20 protein-coding genes are annotated in these 19,289 nt (G+C 40.8%); 14 read left to right on the forward strand and 6 right to left on the reverse strand.

Annotation, left to right across the window (positions count from 1 at the left end):
* Positions 1–132 precede the first annotated feature (132 nt).
* The 3 genes from ODOSP_RS08940 to aroQ are packed head-to-tail and all read right to left on the reverse strand — an operon-like array spanning position 133 to position 2,821.
* On the reverse strand, positions 133–915 hold the full coding sequence (locus tag ODOSP_RS08940; RefSeq protein WP_013612015.1) for a Cof-type HAD-IIB family hydrolase: 783 nt from the start codon (positions 913–915) through the stop codon (positions 133–135).
* A 25-nt stretch (positions 916–940) separates the two neighbouring features.
* Positions 941–2,338: a pyruvate kinase gene (pyk, locus tag ODOSP_RS08945; RefSeq protein ID WP_013612016.1), complete on the reverse strand. Its 1,398-nt coding sequence runs from the start codon at positions 2,336–2,338 to the stop codon at positions 941–943.
* Positions 2,339–2,398: 60 nt separating this feature from the next.
* Positions 2,399–2,821 carry a type II 3-dehydroquinate dehydratase gene (gene aroQ / locus ODOSP_RS08950; protein ID WP_013612017.1) on the reverse strand — a complete coding sequence of 141 codons (423 nt, stop codon included), beginning with the start codon at positions 2,819–2,821 and terminating at the stop codon, positions 2,399–2,401.
* Positions 2,822–3,127: 306 nt separating this feature from the next.
* On the opposite strand from aroQ, the gene xerD reads away from it, so the two are divergent.
* A complete protein-coding gene (gene xerD / locus ODOSP_RS08955) occupies positions 3,128–4,051 on the forward strand; it encodes a site-specific tyrosine recombinase XerD (protein WP_013612018.1) in 924 nt (307 codons plus the stop codon).
* Positions 4,052–4,112: 61 nt separating this feature from the next.
* The gene (locus ODOSP_RS08960; protein WP_013612019.1) at positions 4,113–4,607 is read left to right on the forward strand and encodes a hypothetical protein; all 495 of its coding nucleotides are present in this window, start codon (positions 4,113–4,115) and stop codon (positions 4,605–4,607) included.
* Here the strand turns inward: ODOSP_RS08960 and miaA are convergent.
* Complete coding sequence (gene miaA / locus ODOSP_RS08965; protein WP_013612020.1) at positions 4,591–5,511, reverse strand: tRNA (adenosine(37)-N6)-dimethylallyltransferase MiaA; 921 nt, start codon at positions 5,509–5,511, stop codon at positions 4,591–4,593. The genes ODOSP_RS08960 and miaA overlap by 17 nt on opposite strands.
* A gap of 237 nt (positions 5,512–5,748) precedes the next feature.
* Here miaA and ODOSP_RS08970 point away from each other — a divergent pair, with 237 nt between their 5' ends.
* The 6 genes from ODOSP_RS08970 to ODOSP_RS08995 all read left to right on the forward strand — a co-directional run bounded on the left by ODOSP_RS08970 (position 5,749) and on the right by ODOSP_RS08995 (position 10,981).
* Complete coding sequence (locus ODOSP_RS08970) at positions 5,749–6,129, forward strand: hypothetical protein (RefSeq protein WP_140398549.1); 381 nt, start codon at positions 5,749–5,751, stop codon at positions 6,127–6,129.
* Positions 6,116–6,652, forward strand: coding sequence for a GNAT family N-acetyltransferase (locus ODOSP_RS08975; protein ID WP_013612022.1), 537 nt, complete (start codon positions 6,116–6,118; stop codon positions 6,650–6,652). Before ODOSP_RS08970 ends, ODOSP_RS08975 begins: the two co-directional genes overlap by 14 nt.
* 100 nt (positions 6,653–6,752) lie before the next feature.
* Entirely contained in the window at positions 6,753–7,154 is a 402-nt protein-coding gene (locus ODOSP_RS08980) for a DUF4890 domain-containing protein (protein WP_013612023.1), read from the forward strand.
* 301 nt (positions 7,155–7,455) lie between these two features.
* Positions 7,456–8,814 (forward strand): transposase, encoded by a 1,359-nt coding sequence (locus ODOSP_RS08985; protein ID WP_080705330.1) that lies wholly within the window; start codon positions 7,456–7,458, stop codon positions 8,812–8,814.
* Between the two features lie 356 nt (positions 8,815–9,170).
* The gene (locus ODOSP_RS08990; protein ID WP_013612025.1) at positions 9,171–9,479 is read left to right on the forward strand and encodes a helix-turn-helix domain-containing protein; all 309 of its coding nucleotides are present in this window, start codon (positions 9,171–9,173) and stop codon (positions 9,477–9,479) included.
* A gap of 11 nt (positions 9,480–9,490) precedes the next feature.
* Positions 9,491–10,981 carry a type II toxin-antitoxin system HipA family toxin gene (locus ODOSP_RS08995; protein WP_013612026.1) on the forward strand — a complete coding sequence of 497 codons (1,491 nt, stop codon included), beginning with the start codon at positions 9,491–9,493 and terminating at the stop codon, positions 10,979–10,981.
* Between the two features lie 238 nt (positions 10,982–11,219).
* Here ODOSP_RS08995 and ODOSP_RS09000 read toward each other — a convergent pair whose 3' ends face one another.
* Both ODOSP_RS09000 and ODOSP_RS09005 read right to left on the reverse strand, forming a co-directional pair.
* Positions 11,220–11,987, reverse strand: coding sequence for a metallophosphoesterase (locus ODOSP_RS09000; RefSeq protein WP_013612027.1), 768 nt, complete (start codon positions 11,985–11,987; stop codon positions 11,220–11,222).
* 1 nt (position 11,988) lies between these two features.
* On the reverse strand, positions 11,989–12,567 hold the full coding sequence (locus tag ODOSP_RS09005; RefSeq protein WP_013612028.1) for a metallophosphoesterase: 579 nt from the start codon (positions 12,565–12,567) through the stop codon (positions 11,989–11,991).
* A gap of 482 nt (positions 12,568–13,049) precedes the next feature.
* On the opposite strand from ODOSP_RS09005, the gene ODOSP_RS09010 reads away from it, so the two are divergent.
* The 6 genes from ODOSP_RS09010 (at position 13,050) to ODOSP_RS09035 (ending at position 19,286) form a co-directional block, all read left to right on the forward strand.
* A complete protein-coding gene (locus ODOSP_RS09010) occupies positions 13,050–14,423 on the forward strand; it encodes an ATP-binding protein (RefSeq protein WP_013612029.1) in 1,374 nt (457 codons plus the stop codon).
* A 20-nt stretch (positions 14,424–14,443) separates the two neighbouring features.
* Entirely contained in the window at positions 14,444–15,046 is a 603-nt protein-coding gene (locus tag ODOSP_RS09015) for a hypothetical protein (RefSeq protein ID WP_013612030.1), read from the forward strand.
* A 264-nt stretch (positions 15,047–15,310) separates the two neighbouring features.
* Positions 15,311–15,520, forward strand: coding sequence for a helix-turn-helix transcriptional regulator (locus ODOSP_RS09020; RefSeq protein ID WP_013612031.1), 210 nt, complete (start codon positions 15,311–15,313; stop codon positions 15,518–15,520).
* Positions 15,521–15,533: 13 nt separating this feature from the next.
* Positions 15,534–15,791 carry a DNA cytosine methyltransferase gene (locus tag ODOSP_RS18790; protein ID WP_049782876.1) on the forward strand — a complete coding sequence of 86 codons (258 nt, stop codon included), beginning with the start codon at positions 15,534–15,536 and terminating at the stop codon, positions 15,789–15,791.
* Positions 15,712–17,664 carry an LlaJI family restriction endonuclease gene (locus ODOSP_RS09030; protein WP_013612032.1) on the forward strand — a complete coding sequence of 651 codons (1,953 nt, stop codon included), beginning with the start codon at positions 15,712–15,714 and terminating at the stop codon, positions 17,662–17,664. The genes ODOSP_RS18790 and ODOSP_RS09030 overlap by 80 nt, the downstream gene beginning before the upstream one ends.
* Positions 17,665–17,678: 14 nt before the next feature.
* Complete coding sequence (locus tag ODOSP_RS09035) at positions 17,679–19,286, forward strand: AAA family ATPase (RefSeq protein WP_013612033.1); 1,608 nt, start codon at positions 17,679–17,681, stop codon at positions 19,284–19,286.
* Positions 19,287–19,289 lie beyond the last annotated feature (3 nt).

Genomic DNA, 19,289 nt, shown 5'->3' on the forward strand with positions numbered 1-19,289 from the left:
GACAACGGGCAAAACGGACAAGGGTTTGAGATAGTTTCTGAAACCCTTGTAATCGTTTAAACCTATACCGCCGCAGCATAACAGATAAACTCCGGGGACGTATCGATGTGAAATCGGAATTCACCCACACTTTTAAAGTCCGCCGATATGAAAATGTTTCAAGGCATGTACAATACCTTCGTCGTCGACACCGGATGTAACGAAATCGGCGTGCCGCTGCACTTCTTCGGAAGCATTTCCCATAGCCACCCCTATTCCGGCATATTCCAACATAGGAATGTCATTTCCTCCATCCCCGAAAGCCATCGTCTCTTCGCGGGAAATTCCGAAATAAGCCAATATTTTTTCCATTCCGATACTCTTGTTTCCCCCAACCGGCACGACATCGGTAAACAACGGATTCCAGCGGGTAGCCTCACATTCCGGTAAGGCCTGCATAATCCGGTCTTCCTGTTGCTCTGAGAAAAACGCAATCAACTGAAAAACCCCTTCCCGGGTAGCCTCATGAATATCTTTCACTACCGGTTCCGGAAAATCCAGCATCCGGAATACCTCCCGGGTATGCTGATTATTATAGTTGATAAACATATCCTTCTCCCGGACAAAAATACAGGGGAAGGTCTCCTTCTCTTCCTGATACTTTATCAGATGTTCCAAGGCGATCTCCGGAATCATCCTCCGGTAAATGACCCGATCCCGTCCGATATAACAACAACTGCCATTCAGGGTCACATACCCGTCGAACTCCAGATCACCCAGATTATTAATTACTTGTAAATGCCGCCCGGTAGCTATAAATACTTTTATTCCCTGAGTCCTTAACTGCCGGATAGCTTGCCGGGTAGCTTCGGAAACCCGGTGAGTGTGAAAACTCACCAATGTTCCGTCTATATCAAAAAAAACTGCTTTTATCATCCTACACTCCTCTGCCTGTTCCCTGTTATTTTATATCACTGATTTTACAAACTTCAAGGAAAGATGCCCCGCGGACATGTCCGAAACTTCCTCCGATCACCAGGATCTGATCTTCAGGCTGGTAACCGTTCTGCAATAATACCTGTGGAATGTCCCGCATAAACTCATCCCTTGAATGGGGTTTTACGGAAAAATAAGGTCTCACCCCGAAAGAAAGAGCTAATTCGCGCATCACATGTTCGTCGTAACAACGGGCATATACAGGCAAACCGCCCCGAAAAGCCGACAGATAACGGGCTGTACGTCCGGAATTCGTATCTACCACAATCGCCTTGATGGGCAACATGGTAGTCATCCGGACAGCCACTCTGGCCAAAGCTGCTGTAATCTCATTATTAATACGAACTAAATTCCGGTTGGCATCGGGCGGTAAAATCGACTCATTGGCCTCAGCAACACGGCTCATCACTTTAACGGCTTCCAAAGGATAATCTCCATAAGCCGTCTCCCCACTCAGCATAATGGCATCCGTTCCACTGAAAACAGCATTGGCAATATCGCTCACCTCGGCCCGGGTCGGACGCGGATGGTCGATCATCGTGTGCAACATCTGGGTTGCGATGATCACCGGCTTTTTACTCTCGATACATTTATTGACGATATAGCGCTGAATCAGGGGTATCTTTTCAGCATCGATCTCGATAGCTAAATCCCCTCTGGCCACCATCACGCCATATACATGATCGAGAATCTCATCGATATGATTCACCCCTTCCTGATTTTCTATTTTTGCAATAATTTTGATGTTGCTATGCTGTTCATCCAAAATTTGCTGGATTTCCATCACATCCTGCTTATTTCTGACAAAAGAATGGGCGATGAAATCCAATTTATTATCCATAGCGAACTGAATAAATTTCCGGTCTTTATCACTTAACGACTCGAGATGCATGTTCACTCCCGGCACATTGATACTCTTCTTATCTTTTATCTCTCCCGGATTCGAAGCTTCCAATTCGAGACAGTTTTCTTTTTTATCCCGTACGATCAGCTCGACATCCCCGTCATCTACCAGAATTTTATCGCCGATCTGAACATCACGGACAAAATGTTCATAAGACACATGGATCAACTTTTCAGCCACCAAAGTCCGGTCACCCGTCATAAAAATAATTTCCCCCTTCCCGACACGGACAGGCACGACAATATCACAAGTTCTGACTTCGGGGCCTTTGGTATCGATCAACAAGGCGATCTGATCTGAGACAGCACGTACATTCCGTACCACTTTCATCGCTTCGTCGAGCGTCTGGTGAGCAGTATTCAACCGAACCACATTCATCCCGGCTTCATACAACTCTCTTAAAAAGCCTATTTCGCATCTTTTATCCGAAATGGTTGCGACAATCTTTGTTCTTTTCATTTAGTAATTTATTTATCCCGTTATATTTTTATATACGCAATCCGTCCTTTTCCGTATACATTATTTTTCATTAATCAAAGCCAATAAGGCTAATTCATAAGATTTCAGTCCGAACCCCATGATCACGCCCCGGCAAACAGCTGTCAGATAAGAAACATGCCGGAAAGCCTCCCGCCGGGCTGTATTGGAAATATGTACCTCGACCACCGGAGCTTTAACCGCAGCAATCGCATCGGCTAAAGCGATCGAAGTATGGGTATAGGCACCTGCATTCAAAATAATCCCGTCGTAACTGAAACCTACCTCGTGGATCTTATCGATCAGTTCCCCCTCTACATTGGATTGAAAACAGGAAATATCCACCAACGGATATTTATTTTTTAACTGACGAAAATAATCTGTAAATGTTTCTTTTCCATACACCTCCGGTTCCCGCACTCCCAGTAAATTCAAATTGGGGCCATTAAGTAATAATATCTGCATTTTCTCCGTATTTGTGATCTAAACTTATTCTACAAAATTACTCATTTTTCTAACTTTTACGTCGGTATTTCAAAATTTCTAATATCAAATTCCTACTTTTTTACTATATTTGTTCAAAATCTCAAATCCATAATAATCAACTTTTTACACAAATGTATTTGTTAATTATTTTACTTTACATAGTTAAATTCAGAAAAATATAAATCGAATAAAAAAAAAAGATATACCTTTAGGCATTAATTAAAAATATACTGTGTGATAAGGTGGACTTTTGTTTAATTATTAATACATATAAATTTGACAACAATGACTTGGGAAGATGCTATTGAAAGTTACAAAACTTATCTGATTTTAGAAAAATCACTTTCATCGAATTCAGTAGAAGCTTACTTAAACGACATTAAGAAGCTGGCAAAGTATTGCGCTGACAAACATCACGTTACAACGCCTGATGCGATATCCTACGACCATCTGAAAGATTATTTGATGTTTATAAACGAAGTTGGAGTTACCAATCGTACACAAGCGAGATGTATTTCCAGTATTCGTTCATTTTATAAATTTTTAGTATTCGACGGACAGTTGGAAAACAATCCGACCAAATTACTCGAAGCTCCGAAAATCGGACGGAAATTACCGAACATCCTGACAACCGAAGAAATCGACGCCATGTTGAATTCTGTAGAGATGTACAAACCGGAAGCCCAGCGTAATAAAGCCATTATCGAAATGCTTTATTCCTGCGGATTACGCGTTTCAGAGCTGATCAGTATAAAATTATCCAACATCAATTTCCGTCAGGGAATTGTGAAAATCGAAGGGAAAGGGAACAAAGAACGGATGATTCCACTGAGCAAAAATGCAAAACAGGAAATCAAACAATATATGAAAGTATACCGCGATTACCTGGAAATTGAAAAAGGATACGAAGATGTTTTATTCCTGAACAAACGGGGAACTGCTCTTTCGAGAGTAATGGTGTTCAATATTATCAAACACCTGGCTACCCGTGCCGGAATCAAGAAAAATGTGTCTCCTCATACTTTCCGTCATTCTTTTGCTTCTCATTTGGTGAGTGGAGGAGCAGACCTGAGAGCGGTACAAGATATGTTGGGACATGAATCCATCCTGACAACAGAAATTTATACCCATCTCGACGATCATTATCTGAAAGATACAATTAATAAATTTCACCCGCGTTCCAAAGGGAATGAGGAAGAAACGAAATAATAAATAAAAAAAGAGCGTGAACAACGCTCTTTTTTTTATCTTCGCGGCAAAATAAAATACGATGGAAAATAACGAGGAAATACTAAAGAAAATCAGCAGCGGAGATCCCGAAGCAATCGCAGAAGCTGTCGATACCGTAAAGGAAAACGGCGACCTGGTTATTGCCGGTAAATTACTGGACATCCTGTCCCAGCCTCTCGCACCGTCGACAATCACTATCATCGCCAATTTGCTGGCCGATATTAAAGATAATCAGTTCAAAGACCTGTTAATCCAAAAACTGGAACAGACTTCCGAAGGAACGCTCAAGAAGGAATTACTTCGGATTGTCTGGGAATCTTCATTGGACTACTCCTCCTATTTAGATCATTTTTTACAAATCTTGCAGGAGGACGATTTTACTGTAGCTTTCGAAGCTTCCACAGTGATTGAAAACCTGGTCCCTCACCTGATGCCAGAACAACGGACAAAATTAACCGACATACTGCAAATATTTCCCGAAGACAAAAAGTTTTTAGCTGAAAATATACTGGAAGAACTCAGTTATCAGGAGTGAGCCACCACCTTTTTACGACCTCTACTTTTTCTTCCATAGGCATCCCGAATTCCAACCAATGGATATCGAATCCATCGCGTTCCATTTTCCGGAACCAGGTCATTTGCCGTTTAGCAAACTGATGAATGGCCACGTTCAATTGTTGCACCATTTCCTCATAGCCCAACTGTCCGGTCAGGTACAGCGTCAGGTATTTATATTCCAAACCGTAATAAATCAAATCTTCGGGCTTCACACCACTTTGCAAAATCCGTTCCACCTCCTCCACCATGCCCTGCTGCAAACGGGCATGTAATCGCTGCGTGATACGCTCACGCCTCACCTCCCGGCTCACACCTACCCCGACAACCAAAGGATGGATCTGAGGAAAGTCTTTCTCCTCATAAGGATGTGTCTTATAATATTCTTCAATTTCTATCGCCCGGATGGCCCGTTTAGGTGTATCTATCTCTGTCGTATTATGTAATTTCTTATATGTCGCCAAACGAGCGGCCAATTCCGGCAAAGACAGTCCGGCCAATGAAGCCCGCAAATCCTCGTCGACCGGTACAGCCAGTAACTTATACCCTTTCAACACAGCCTCCACATACAAGCCACTTCCACCGCATAACACAGGCAAAACACCCCGCTGCCTGCAATCTTCCCAAACCTTCACAAAGTCCGACTGATATTCAAAGACATTATATTTATACCCAGCCTCCACAATATCGATCAAATGGTAAGGAATTTTTTTCCCCTCCCATACATACTCATCCAGATCCTTACCGGTCCCGATATCCATCCCCCGATATACTTGCCGGGAATCGGCACTGATGATCTCTCCGCCGAATGCAGCAGCCAAACGAACAGCCAAATTCGTCTTTCCACTCGCAGTCGGTCCGACGATACACAACAAATCAAACATTTTATCTTCGATTACGTATTACCCAGGCAAAGGTAGTGAAAATATAAATGATAAATTAATTACAAGCCAAAAGGAGTTAAATACGGAGTAAAAAAACTATATTTGTAAAAGATGGAAATTTCCATTCGGATAAGGGAAAAGTTAAGAAAAGGATTGATTACAGTATGTCTGTTTTACTGCGGTTTTCATTCCGCTCTCTTAGGTCAATCTTTATCCAGAAGCAAACAAAACAATAATATGGTAACGAGTCGGCACTATTCTTCGGCCTTTGCAGGTCCGCAAAATAAAGTCGTATCCTCCTTTTCTTTCGGAGAATACGACTTCCGGGATACTCTCCCGGGTAAAAACTATACCATACAATTATTCACGTCGTTCGATACACCGGCAGATCCGATTCTAACAGAAAGCAACAAAATAAAGATCATCCGGATGGGTGAATTATACCGGTATATTTTCTCTCAATACCATGCACTGGACACTGCCCGTCAAGCGTTAATCCCTATTCGCCGATTATACCCACAAGCCTGCATCCGGGAATACCAGGAAGGAAAATTAGGCCCTATTATAGATATGAATATTGACCATAGAATAAATGACAAAACTTATGATGCAAGATGAAAACATTCTGATCCGGGCACTCGAACCCGAAGATTTGGAGTACCTCTACAAGTGGGAAAACGATATGGACCTTTGGGATGTCAGTGACACCCTGACCCCATTCTCTCATTTCACACTGAAAAAATACATTGAAAATGCCCATGTAGACATTTATACCAGCAAGCAATTGCGGCTGATGATTACACGTGTCGATACCCAAGAGCCCATCGGACTGATCGACCTGTACGATTTCGACCCTTATCACCAGCGGGCCGGCCTGGGAATCATGATTCACAATATGGAAAACCGCAAACAAGGCTATGCCAGCTCGGCGATTAAGCTCATGCTGGATTATTGTTTCGAAACCCTGGGCTTGAATCAGGTATACAGTAGTGTGCCCAGTTGTAACGTGGCCAGTCTGAAACTCTTCGAAGCCACGGGCTTTACCCAAACCGGTTACCGGAAACAATGGTTAAAAAGGGGTAATGAATGGGAAGATGTCATTTACTTCCAGCAACTTGCCTCTACCTGGAATAACAACTAAATAATCTCTCATATGCTATAAACCTTTGTTCGGATAGATTGTCTTATATAATATAAAACCAATTTTTATAGAAAACATTTATTGAACTAAAAAAGCGATTATGAAAAAGTTAGTATTCTTAGCCACCACATTATTGATGTTCCTGGCCATAACAGTAAATGCCCAACAAAGGGGCCCGCGTGAACGAATGACTCCGGAACAGCAAGCGACCCGGACGGTCGAACGCCTGACCACCGAATTAAAGTTGACAGACAAACAACAGGCAGACCTGAAAAAATGGTATACCGAATCGTTCAAAAAGCGTGAAGAAGCCATGCAGAAAAACCGGGATAACCGTGAAGCCATGCGTGATCAAATGAAAAAAGACCGTGAAGCTGCAGACGCCGAACTAAAAAAAGTATTGACCGAAGAGCAATATAAAACCTACAAAGCCAACGAAGAAAAACGCATGAAAGAGTGGCAACAAAGAGGTCGTCAAGGTGGCGGACACCCTCAACGATAAAATAATTGATAACCTGAAAGCAACAACTTTCAGGTTATTTTTTATCCTAGCCCTATCCCCTGTTCATTCCAGCCCGAATTGACAAGCTCTTCATCCATACACACGCATAGACTTTGTTCCATCCAATCGACCATAACAACATAAAGAATATCTTAATTAGGGATATTCAGTAAATAGTATAAAATTAGCCAACTAATTCATACACAAAATGTTGCGAATTAGTTGGCTTTTTTGTATCTTTAGGTATTCCCCCGCAAATAAGGTTTGGAATCCAAAACGGGGGAAATTCCCCAACAAAGATATGGCTAAGATACAAAATATTTCGGAAATTCACCCTACTTTGGGCTTTACAGAATTTGATATTATAGAAAAATATCGCAAGAGTTTTCATGAGAGTGAGCTTGGCAGGCTTCATTCGGTGTTTCCGTTTGAGCGTATGGCAAAGACCATGGGCCTGTCGGAACAGCGACTGGGACGCAGGAACATCTTCAGTCCTTCGGCGAAGATCGCCCTTATGGTCCTGAAGGCGTACACCGGATTCTCTGACAGGCAGCTGGTGGAACATCTTAACGGGAACATACACTACCAGATGTTCTGCGGGATTATGATAAATCCGTCCTTTCCCATAACCAACTACAAGATAGTCAGTGCCATCCGCAATGAGATAGCGTCCCGTCTTGATGTTGATTCCCTCCAGGAAGTGCTGGCTTCACACTGGAAACCCTATCTTGACAGCCTTCACGTCTGTATGACCGATGCCACATGCTATGAGAGCCATATGCGTTTTCCTACGGATATGAAACTCCTTTGGGAAAGTCTGGAATGGCTCTACAGGCAAATCTGCCTTCATTGCAGAGATTTGGGTATAAGGCGTCCGCGCAACAAGTATGCGGATGTGGCGAAGTCCTATCTGTCCTACTGCAAGAAGAGAAAGAGGAAGGCTTCAAGGACAAGGATGCTCAAGCGTCGTATGATCAGACTCCTTGAAAAGCTCCTCATACAGAGGGATGAAATCCATAGAGAACATGGAACCTCACTCCGATATACCCAGGATTACCAGAAGCGTCTTTCCATCATCAGAAAGGTTCTTGTACAGGAAAAGGAGTTGTTTGAAGGCAGGAAGGTCAGGGACCGCATCGTCAGCATTGACCGTCATTATGTACGTCCCATTGTAAGAGGCAAGGAAACAAAGTCCGTCGAGTTCGGTGCGAAGGTCAACAACATACAGATAGACGGCATATCGTTCATCGAACACCTCTCGTTCAAGGCTTTCAACGAAGGTATACGCCTGAAGGACTGTATCCGCATGCAGCAGAAGCTCATGAATGTGAGGGTAAGATGCGTGGCTGCCGATTCCATATATGCCAATAATGCCAACAGAAAGTTCTGTACAAAATATGGAATATCCACATCCTTTGTACGCAAGGGAAGGGCGGCCAGGGATGAATCCTTGAGAAAGGTTCTCAGAAGTGAACTGTCAAAAGAAAGGGCCACCCGACTTGAAGGCAGCTTCGGCACACAGAAGCAGCATTACTCACTCTCAAGGATAAAGGCACGGAACAGGAAGACGGAAATCCTATGGATTTTCTTTGGAATACATACGGCAAATGCCATACTGATGATAGATAAAATCAGGAACCGGGCGGATAAAGCGGCATGACATAAATTTACCGACAGAACCAGAAGGGGTCATCAGACCTCTTCCGAAGCGTCGTGTCTAACAAGATAGGATTATGTGAAAAAACACAGAAAAAGGGCAATAATAATGGCATATAAAGTGATTATACTCTATCAACTTTATATGCCATCTTACTTTTTAGGGACATTTACTGAATATCCCTATATAATAACGGTCATTAAAGTCAAGTTGAGTATCTTTTTCTTTTGGCAAGTCAATAATTATGCGCATTCGTTGGCTATTTCAAAACATATTACTACTTTTGTATTGTAAATATCAATATAGTGAATATAATGGCGATATATAGTATTTAATTATCAGTATAATGATATATAAATATGAAAGATTTGTTTGAATACTCCACTCCTGAGCTAGTACGCATGTTGGGGACTCGTTTTAAGGAATATAGAATGCGGTGCAATCTGACACAAAAAGAAGTGTCGGAACTCTCAGGTGTCGGACTGACTACCATACACAAGTTTGAAAATGGTACGGCAGGCAATCTTTCATTGTCAACATTTATTCTCTTGTTGAAGGTGGTAGGTCAGATTAATTCTTTAGACGATATTTTGCCGGAATTGCCCGAATCGCCTTATCTTATGCGTGAAAATGAGAAAAAAGCGCAACGAATCAGACACTCTAAATAAGACATACAGATATGATGAAGTCGTTAAAAATAATACTTTGGGAAGAAGAAATTGGTCGCTTGGCTTGGGATGAACGCCGACATCTTTCTTATTTCACATATAATCCCGATTTTATCAGAAAAGGATTGAATATATCCCCTTTGGTTGCACCTGTTGACGGTACCAGAGGGCTGTTGCCTGTTTGGGGTGAAGATGCCAAGATTTACCAGAAGCTTCCGGCATTTGTCGCAGATTCATTGCCTGATGCCTGGGGTAACCAATTGTTTGATTTATGGCGTCAACAGCAAAAAATATCCAATTCAGAGATAAATCCGTTGGATAAGCTCTCGTTTATTGGCAGACGAGGAATGGGAGCGTTAGAATTTATTCCGGAAACTAACAGGGAGCGAAGAACAGAAAAAATAGATGTTAAGTCGTTGGCAGATTTGGCAGAACGCATTTTTGTAGAAAGGGAGAATGCCCGTATTATGCCGGAGGAGTCCATAACCATGCAATCTTTGTTGACTGTAGGTACATCCGCTGGGGGGCGTCAGCCGAAAGCGATTATTGCGATAAACAGAGAAACAGGAGAGATACGAAGCGGTCAAATTGCAGCTTTGGAAGGATATGACTATTATCTTCTCAAATTTGGTAACTCCGAATATTGTTCGGCAGAATTAGAAATGACTTATTATAAGTTGGCAACTATGGCAGGTATCAATATGATGCCGTCAATGTTATATTCAGTGGATGGAAACAATCATTTTTTAACCAGACGGTTTGATCGTAATGGTGGAAAAAAGATTCATACACAGACTTTGGCAGCCATATATCCCGATGCAGAGAGTTATGAGCAATTGATATCTGTTTGCCGTAAGCTCCGTCTGCCTGATGCGGATTGTCAGGAAGTATTCCGAAGAATGGTCTTCAATATTCTATCGAATAACACAGACGACCATAACAAGAACTTTTCATTTATTATGAATGAAGATGGTGCCTGGCGTCTTGCTCCTGCATACGATATTACCTATATCATTGACAGAGGTGGTTATTTGCCGAACATGGATCATTGCATGTATATTCGAACCAAACTGCATGACATCACACGCTCGGATGTCATTGATTTTGCCCGTGATAACGGAATCCGCCGTCCCGATGCTATCATCAGAGATGTCGTTTCCTCATTGAAACAATTCCGTACAATAGCAGTTGAAAATGGGGTATCGGAGTCGTGGATAGGCAGAGTTGAGTCAACTATCGCCAACCACCTGAAAGCATGGGACGAATGGGAATGCGAAGCCGAGAATGCTACAATGGAAATCAACGGACACGCCATCAGCGATATACGTGTTGAGCAGACTTATAAAGGAAACTATCATCTGCTGGCAAGCATTGATGGCGTAGAAAGGAAATTTGTGATAAATAAAAAGAATGCAGACTTTGCCTATATAGAACAAATTGGTTTGGCAAATCTTACGACTGAGCATTTGAAAACTCTGGTGGAAAAATGTTTTAATCTGTAAGGTTAAGTTATGCTGACCAAAAGAAAACCCCTTTACAATGAGGATGCTGGGTGATTATTACGATGTTTGCGTTACGATAATTATGTAATGGTAAAAATCAGTATTTTCAGTTATTCGAAAAATTCAAATAACTGAAAATACTCTATCACAACATATCATATAATATGCAAAACCGAGCTGTTTTGTTTACTATATGATACATTGATGTCTTAAGGCATATCAACCAAGACAATATTTGCTACAAGACAAGGAACTTGCCCGGCTCAAAACCATTGGCGAGATGTTCATTTTGGAAAACATACCCCATCTGATTGCAAACAACCTTTGTTCCGTTTATCTCAGCATCAATGTTGGTATGCGAATGACCATAAATCCACGCATCAATGCGACTGTCAGCAATAAGCCCACTAAGTTCAGTTGCAAATGCACTATTCAGCACAGAACCCTTATGATGAGGGGCTACCACCTCTAATGTAGGAAGATGATGCGTTACTACCACAATGTGTTTGGCGGTGCTTTCTGCCAGACTTTGTTTGATGAAATCCAAGCAGAAACTGTGCATCTTATTGAATTCCTCTGTCTGGAGCAATTTCCCATTATACATTATCTGCCGAAAGTCGTTCATGCCCTTCCATACGAAGTATTCGTCGATAGGAGAAATCCTAGACCACAAAGTGCTCATGATAAAGTCGGTATCATCAATCCGCACTACCTGATTCTGATAATATCCTACATTGTTTTTGAACTTCCTATTCCATTGCAATCCCTTGTCCATCACATCACAATAATTGTAATACTCATGGTTCCCGGGCACAATGAGCACCTGCCGATAATTTGCAGATGCCCACTTCCAGAAATTGCTCAAAGGAGCAACCTTGTTTTTCAAATAGAATATATCTCCGGCTAGCACCAGAATATCACCTGTTACAGGTAATTCATTATGTTTTAGCCACCTGCTGTTATCGCTGAACTCCAAATGCAGGTCGTTCATGTATTGTATCTTCATATCACCGTCCTCCTTTTTCTATTTGTTTGGTAATAATTCTTTTAACCTGTTCAAATGAAACGGGTGTAAAGTTGTTGTTATCAACTCCGACATCGTATTGTGTCGGATAGAGATATTGAAGCCGGGCAGCGTCAAGTCCGGTGTTGTTCTTTCTTGTGTGAACATGCCCGAACAGTTGCCACACATCCTTGTATCCACCATCAAAGCATAAAAAGGGATAATGATTCAGATATATCCTCTGCTTGCCGATTTCTATGTGCATCTGCATTGCTACATGCTCAAATCTATCAATGTAGCCTTGGCGTATATTTTTCAAATCGTGATTACCCATAATCAGATATATCTTTCCGTTCAACCTGTCAAGGATTTTAGTCCATTCGGCCGAACCGCCAAGACAGAAATCGCCCAAATGAAAGATGGTGTCATCCTGCCCGACTGTATTGTTCCAATTAGAGATTATAGTCTCATTCATCACTTCCACATCCTTGAACGGTCTGTTACAGAAACGAATGATATTTCCATGATAAAAATGGGTGTCAGATGTAAAGAACACCTTGCTGCCGTCAAATTTGTAGTTCATTTTCTTCTCAATTTATGTGCATCACTGCACGTTAATAATCCGGTTACTAACAGCCCATCAGACGGAAATGGCAGAGGAGCATCACAAAGGCAACTGTCACAAATGGGCATAACAAAAAAAGTTGGAAAGTTTGGTAAGGACTCTCCAACTATTCAGTTTCTATTCTCTCAAAGTACAATAAAGTACTTGCTATGTTCGCTGGAAAGTATTTACTCTACGAGGTTCAATGCATGAAACATGAACACTTGACACGGATTCTGTGCGTTTATTGCTCAGAATTGCGGTTGTTGGTAATATGTTCATTCTGTTTCTTTGCATCGTTAATGTTTATATTGTCTCAAAAGCGGTGCAAAATTAGTAAATAAATCCCAATCACACACCATTTTACATTAAATTCTTTTGCCATACGGAAAATACTTGGCTCAAAATTTTGTGTTATGCTATAAAAACATTATGTTTGCATAGCATAATAAAAGCGTAATATGAACTTCGTTGATAGAATAGAAGAAACAGCACGACTGAGGGATGCTCTTTCAAGAGAGAAGTCCTCGTTGGTCGTAGTGTACGGTCGCAGGCGGTTGGGTAAGTCAACACTTATCAAAAGGGTGTTGTCGGACAGTGATGTATATTTCCTTGCCGACCGTTCCGAAGGGCAACATCAAAGAACTTTGCTTGCAAAGGTGGTAGCACAAGTATTTCCTGATTTTGATAAGCTGACTTATCCGGATTGGGAATCTCTGTTTCGTGCGGTCAATTATCGCACAGACAAGCGTTTCACGTTATGCTTGGATGAATTTCCATATCTTGTGGAGCAATCCCCGGAACTGCCGTCAGTGTTGCAGAAGCTTGTTGATGAGAAGCAGTTGAAGTATAATCTTGTACTTTGTGGTTCATCACAGAATATGATGTATGGACTGTTTCTTGATTCTACTGCACCTCTCTATGGCCGTGCTGATGAGATAATGAGACTTGCGCCGATACGTTTGCCGTATATTCAGGAGGCTTTGAACCTTGATGCTGTGAGTGCCGTTGAAGAGTATGCTGTATGGGGCGGTGTACCTCGTTATTGGGAACTAAGAGAAAACAGAAACTCACTTTCCGATGCGTTGTGGCACAATATCCTTTCGATAAATGGGACTCTTTACGAGGAGCCGATAAAACTGTTTCAGGATGATGTGAAGGATATTGTCAAGACTTCTACAATCATGTCCTATATCGGCTCCGGTGCAAATCGTCTTTCTGAGATTGCTGCCAGATGTAATGAGCCTGCAACTAATCTGTCACGTCCGTTGAAGAAACTTATTGACCTCGGATTTTTAGAGAAAGATGTTCCGTTCGGAATTGACGAAAAGAATGCGAAAAAGAGCCTATATAAGATTGCAGACCCATTTATGGCATTCTACTATCAGTTTGTCGTACCAAACCGTTCGTTCATTGAGCTTGGTCGTCGTTTGCCATTAGAACAGGCTTTGGCAGTCCATTTCCCGGAGTATGTGAGTATGCATTGGGAAAAACTATGCAGGGACGCTGTAACGGGAAATATGGTCAATGGAATTGTTTACGGTAAGGCAAAACGCTGGTGGGGACCGGTTCTCAATGAGAGGAAAGAACCGGAACAAATAGAGATTGATGTGATGGCCGAGTCGCTGGATAAAAAATATTTGTTAGTTGGCGAATGCAAATGGACAAATCTGGAGAATGGCAAACAACTTACAGCCGAGCTTCTCCGTAAAGCCAACCTGCTGCCATTTGCCAAGAATTACAATATTCTCCCGGTCTTATTTCTTAAGAATGCACCGAAAGATGATGTCGGAAATGCGATGTTGCCGGAAAATGTTGTTGAGTTGATGAAATGAATTGACAAAATTAAAGAACTATGAGCGGAGGATATTTTGATAGGAGCACATACGCAATGCGTGAGATTGCCAATACTATTGAGCGCGATATTGCGAGGGCATTGAAACCTAAACCTGAGAAAATTCAAGAGGACTATTGGACTATTTACGAGAAAGATTGCTTTGGCTCATACCATAGTCATAAAGATTTCATGAGTTTTGGGAGCTATGAAGATGCGGAGTCTTTTCTTCTGAGAGATAAAACCATTGTCAAGGCGGAACAAAAATACGCAGACCGACGATTCTTTGATGATGGGGTGATTTTCCAATCGAAAAAGCGATATATGTCAGATGTTCCTGATGACGAACAGATTCCGGTATTGTACTCAATCCATCATTGTTATTATGACCATTATCCGTATAATGCTGATGTATTGGAACTATCGAATGAGACGATTGATGCGATGAAGGAGGCATATCGGCAAATTCGTATAGCAGAGATATATGCTACTCGTGTAGATTGGATGATGAGTGGTGATGATAGCGAAGAGAGTTTCCGTGAACGCATCAAGGAAGATTTGGAAGAGTTTGAAAAGGAATATGCCACTAAAGACTGGACTTTTTCAGATGACAATGATGAATAAAAGAACATGTCAATCAAGTGGTTGGTATGGTGTAATGACTAATCATTGCGCTTTGAATAATATATGGAAGTAGGGAACTATCCGAAAAACTGGGATAGTTCAGTCGGAAATTCAAGAAAAATTAGCATGGATGATAATTAGTCTATGTACCCATCCTGTCCCAAAAAACCACTCAGTCTTATTCCAAATCAATATAACAGACTATTTGCTTGGCGATGTTCACAAATTTGTTTATTTTTGCACATAAATGTAGATGTAAATTCAATGGAAAAGAAAGAGTATAGAAATCGCATTCGGGTTATTTTAGCCGAGAAGATGATTACAAACACCTATTTGGCAGAACAGCTTGGCGTGTCGAAAATGACAATAAGTCGCTGGTGTACCAATACCACACAGCCAAGTGCACCGCAATTGATTGAGATTTCTCAGATATTGCAGTGTGATTTGAAAGATTTATATGAAATGGTAAAGTAGTCTGAGAAAGGAAATGATGAAAAAAAAATATACATTCATAGACCTGTTTGCTGGTATCGGTGGATTTCATACAGCAATGCATTATGTTGGTGGTAAGTGCGTTTTTGCCAGTGAATGGGATAAAAATGCTCGTTTGTCATATGAAGCAAACTATAAAAATATTGAGCCTAAGCTTTTCAAAAAAGACAAGGATGGAAAATATCTTTATTTTAATGAAGGAATTCCTGTCCACACTTTCGATTTGGATATACCGGACAATAAGCGTATATAAACAATCTCACAACGACAATATACTTGAAAGCAAGGAATATCAGTCCGAAAGCAGAGGACGAAAACAGAAGCACAACACTCTACTGGATGTGATAATAGCCCTAAGGGATTTCAACAGAAACAATCAGAACTATTTTACATTCGTGGCCAAGAACGTTCATTCCGGTTATAACAAAATCAACTGGAACAAGACCATAACTTCATCGCAAGCCATCATACAAAGAGGAAGTCCTGTTTACATCGAGCCGGTAAACAGGAAGAAAATGGTGAATTTTGACGAGGAGCTGCTTGTCATATATTTCTCCATTTTGAATTACATTCGAGAGACGCATGGATTCTCCTTTGAAATCAATATCCAATATCCGCTTATCAGTTGTGACAAGTTGAAGAAGTCCTATATTGACAGGAATCTTGGATGCCGAAGACTGAAACAAATCAAGTACAAATATTTCTCGGACAAGGCTCTTCGGATATGGGATTTGTGTTACGCTTTCTTTGACAGGGAGTATAAGATTGCGATGAACAGGCAGTCGGAGGACTATTTGCTGGCAAAAGATTTCGAGCACATTTTTGAAGTCATGATTGACACTCTGGTAAGTGGTAATGACAAGCAAAACCTGCCAAAAGAACTGACGGAACAAAGAGACGGCAAGCTGGTTGACCACATGTTTGTCGGGCAAGGGCTTATCGAGCAGTCTGATTTGACTTCCGAACTCACTTATTACATTGGAGACAGCAAGTATTACAAACGTTCCAAGAATGACAGAACACAACTTGGCGACAAATCGATATACAAGCAATACACATACGCCAGAAATGTCATTCAGTGGAATATGAATCTGTTTTTGGACGGTGACGGTAACGGAGCGCATCCTCAGTTAAGGGATGCATTGACTGAAGGATATAATCCTATCCCCAATTTCTTTATCAGTGCCCGGATTCCTAACAAAAAGACTGGCGGAGGCAAATTTCTGTCCTTTGATGATAAGGAGTTGAAAGCGCAGGATGGTGGAGTACAGTTGAACCGCCAATTTGAAAATCGTCTGTTTGACAGGGATACGCTGTTGTTGTGCCACTATGATGTAAACTTTTTGTACATCGTATCGTTGTATGGTCGCAACAATAAGAGTGCACAAGCAGCATGGCGAGAGTATGTTCGCAAAGAATTCAGAAATAAGATTCAAGGTACTCTAAATCGACTCTACACATTCAGAACTCTGCAGCCACGTGATAGCATGGATTGCTATCAGTTCATTCAGGATAATTTCCAACGGCTGAACGGCAAATTGTATCGTCCGAAGAGTGACAGTAATTATCTGATTCTTGCTCTGATGAAGGATGAAGATTCCGATATATGGAACTCTCTCAAAATAAAATCAGCAACGATAAAAAGGGAAACGGCTCAAAGTAAAGAGCTTTTGGAAACTTTACAGACACATTTCTATGTCAGTGATCCGTTTGAACTTGAAACGGAGTTTCATATCGATAGCATTGACAATGTCGGAACTTTGGAACAACAACCGAAACAGGAGTTTAGGAATATCCTTACTGGATTGGTACGGAGAACCGATGCAGATTATTCAGATTTTGACAGTCATATCGCAAAGACATATACTATGGAGAAGATACCTACATCTATCAATGTGTTGGATATCAGGTATTTCCTGCCTATGGTTGGTGGAGAGATTGATGGTTATTATAAAGTTGAGAAAGTATATTTGGGCACTAAGAACGGAAATCTATGCCTAAAGTTAAATTTGTCCTCCTTTATTTCATTGGGCAGCAGTCGAACTCCCATATATCGCATAAAAATGCAGCCGGGAGAATTGATTTCCAATGATTTGATGGTGGAATTATACGAACAAAGGATTTAAAATTAATGTAGAATATGAGAATAAAAGAAATAAAACTCCGACATTTTAAACGTTTTACAGATCTTACCATTTGTGGTATTCCCGAAACAGCAAAACTTGTTGTTTTAGTCGGGCCGAATGGGTGTGGAAAAACATCGATTTTTGAAGCATTCAATCATTGGTATCGTTATCGAGGGTTTAGACACGGAAGTGATGGTGCATATTATCTAAAAACAGGTGAGATAACTACCGAATTCGAAAGTAACTGGCTGTATGATGTGGTTAATGTGACGACATATGATTGCCCATTAACGAATCAATCAGAAATCCACGGTAAGTTTTATTTCAGAACTGCTCATCGAAATGAACCTGATTTTATAACTCAAAGTTTATCAAGACAGAATAATCCGATTGATAATATTAGGTTTAATACCCTCATGGAAACAGAGACAACTGTTTCCGAGAACTATCAGCGCATAGTGTCTCTAACATTGTCAAATGTGTATGATACTTCATTTGATAACGAATCTGTAAAAACTTTAAGAGAAAGAATAATTGGTCGTGTTAGAAATTCAGTCAAAAATGTATTCGAAGATTTAGAGTTATCTTCCATTGGTGATCCGTTAAGCAATGGAAGTTTCTTTTTTACCAAAGGAACAGCCCAAAATTTCCATTATAAGAATCTTTCTGCTGGCGAGAAAGCTGCATTTGATTTAATTCTTGATATAATTATTAAATCAGAATATTTTGACAATACTATATATTGCATAGACGAACCGGAAGTACATATGCATACTGCTCTTCAAGCTAAATTATTGAACGAACTCTATCAACTTATTTCCGAAAGATCACAATTATGGATTGCCACTCATTCTATTGGGATGCTTAATAAAGCAAAAGAATTAGAAGAAGAAGCACCTGGTAGTGTATGCTTCTTATGTTTCGATGAACTTAATCCAGACACTCAGATTGTCTTAACTCCAACAACTGTCAACACTGTAATTTGGAATAAATTTCTTGAATTGTCCTTTGGCGATTTTGCCAAAATTATCGCTCCCTCTCAAATCGTTTTTTGTGAAGGTACAAAAAGAGGACGCAAATACAAAGACTTTGATGCTCAGATATATACAAAAATCTTTTTTTCATCCTATCCTGATACCTCTTTTATCTCAATTGGTTCATGTAGTGAAATAGAAGATGAGAACAACTTAAGTATGCGGATTATATCCCAAGCTTTAAAAAACTCAAAAATAATCAAACTTGTAGATCGTGATGATAAAAGTGATCAAGAAGTTGAAGAGTGTAATGCGAAAGGCATAAAAGTTCTATGCAGACGCCACATAGAATGTTTTTTATATGATGACGAGATTATAACTAAGTTATGTATGTCGTTAGGGAAACAGGATAAAGTTGAAGAATGCTTGGCTGCAAAACAATCAGAACTTAGTGACAGTATAAATCGAGGAAATCCTATTGACGACGTAAAATCGGCAGGAGGGCCAATATATGTTGCTTTAAAACGTATTCTTGGGCTATCACAGTGCGGGAATACTCAGGAGCCTTTCATGCGAGATACTTTAGCTCCGTTAATAACTCCTGATACCAACGTATTCAAAGAATTAGAACATGCTATTTTTGCATAATGA

It is taken from the genome of Odoribacter splanchnicus DSM 20712 (genome assembly GCF_000190535.1).
Lineage (GTDB): Bacteria > Bacteroidota > Bacteroidia > Bacteroidales > Marinifilaceae > Odoribacter > Odoribacter splanchnicus.

What these genes read in the sequence shown, in the direction of transcription:
- ODOSP_RS08940 (WP_013612015.1), bottom strand. Translation starts at nt 915, where the DNA reads ATGATAAAAGCAGTTTTTTTTGATATAGACGGAACATTGGTGAGTTTT.
- pyk (WP_013612016.1), bottom strand. Translation starts at nt 2,338, where the DNA reads ATGAAAAGAACAAAGATTGTCGCAACCATTTCGGATAAAAGATGCGAA.
- aroQ (WP_013612017.1), bottom strand. Translation starts at nt 2,821, where the DNA reads ATGCAGATATTATTACTTAATGGCCCCAATTTGAATTTACTGGGAGTG.
- xerD (WP_013612018.1), top strand. Translation starts at nt 3,128, where the DNA reads ATGACTTGGGAAGATGCTATTGAAAGTTACAAAACTTATCTGATTTTA.
- ODOSP_RS08960 (WP_013612019.1), top strand. Translation starts at nt 4,113, where the DNA reads ATGGAAAATAACGAGGAAATACTAAAGAAAATCAGCAGCGGAGATCCC.
- miaA (WP_013612020.1), bottom strand. Translation starts at nt 5,511, where the DNA reads ATGTTTGATTTGTTGTGTATCGTCGGACCGACTGCGAGTGGAAAGACG.
- ODOSP_RS08970 (WP_140398549.1), top strand. Translation starts at nt 5,749, where the DNA reads ATGGTAACGAGTCGGCACTATTCTTCGGCCTTTGCAGGTCCGCAAAAT.
- ODOSP_RS08975 (WP_013612022.1), top strand. Translation starts at nt 6,116, where the DNA reads ATGATGCAAGATGAAAACATTCTGATCCGGGCACTCGAACCCGAAGAT.
- ODOSP_RS08980 (WP_013612023.1), top strand. Translation starts at nt 6,753, where the DNA reads ATGAAAAAGTTAGTATTCTTAGCCACCACATTATTGATGTTCCTGGCC.
- ODOSP_RS08985 (WP_080705330.1), top strand. Translation starts at nt 7,456, where the DNA reads ATGGCTAAGATACAAAATATTTCGGAAATTCACCCTACTTTGGGCTTT.
- ODOSP_RS08990 (WP_013612025.1), top strand. Translation starts at nt 9,171, where the DNA reads ATGAAAGATTTGTTTGAATACTCCACTCCTGAGCTAGTACGCATGTTG.
- ODOSP_RS08995 (WP_013612026.1), top strand. Translation starts at nt 9,491, where the DNA reads ATGATGAAGTCGTTAAAAATAATACTTTGGGAAGAAGAAATTGGTCGC.
- ODOSP_RS09000 (WP_013612027.1), bottom strand. Translation starts at nt 11,987, where the DNA reads ATGAAGATACAATACATGAACGACCTGCATTTGGAGTTCAGCGATAAC.
- ODOSP_RS09005 (WP_013612028.1), bottom strand. Translation starts at nt 12,567, where the DNA reads ATGAACTACAAATTTGACGGCAGCAAGGTGTTCTTTACATCTGACACC.
- ODOSP_RS09010 (WP_013612029.1), top strand. Translation starts at nt 13,050, where the DNA reads ATGAACTTCGTTGATAGAATAGAAGAAACAGCACGACTGAGGGATGCT.
- ODOSP_RS09015 (WP_013612030.1), top strand. Translation starts at nt 14,444, where the DNA reads ATGAGCGGAGGATATTTTGATAGGAGCACATACGCAATGCGTGAGATT.
- ODOSP_RS09020 (WP_013612031.1), top strand. Translation starts at nt 15,311, where the DNA reads ATGGAAAAGAAAGAGTATAGAAATCGCATTCGGGTTATTTTAGCCGAG.
- ODOSP_RS18790 (WP_049782876.1), top strand. Translation starts at nt 15,534, where the DNA reads ATGATGAAAAAAAAATATACATTCATAGACCTGTTTGCTGGTATCGGT.
- ODOSP_RS09030 (WP_013612032.1), top strand. Translation starts at nt 15,712, where the DNA reads ATGGAAAATATCTTTATTTTAATGAAGGAATTCCTGTCCACACTTTCG.
- ODOSP_RS09035 (WP_013612033.1), top strand. Translation starts at nt 17,679, where the DNA reads ATGAGAATAAAAGAAATAAAACTCCGACATTTTAAACGTTTTACAGAT.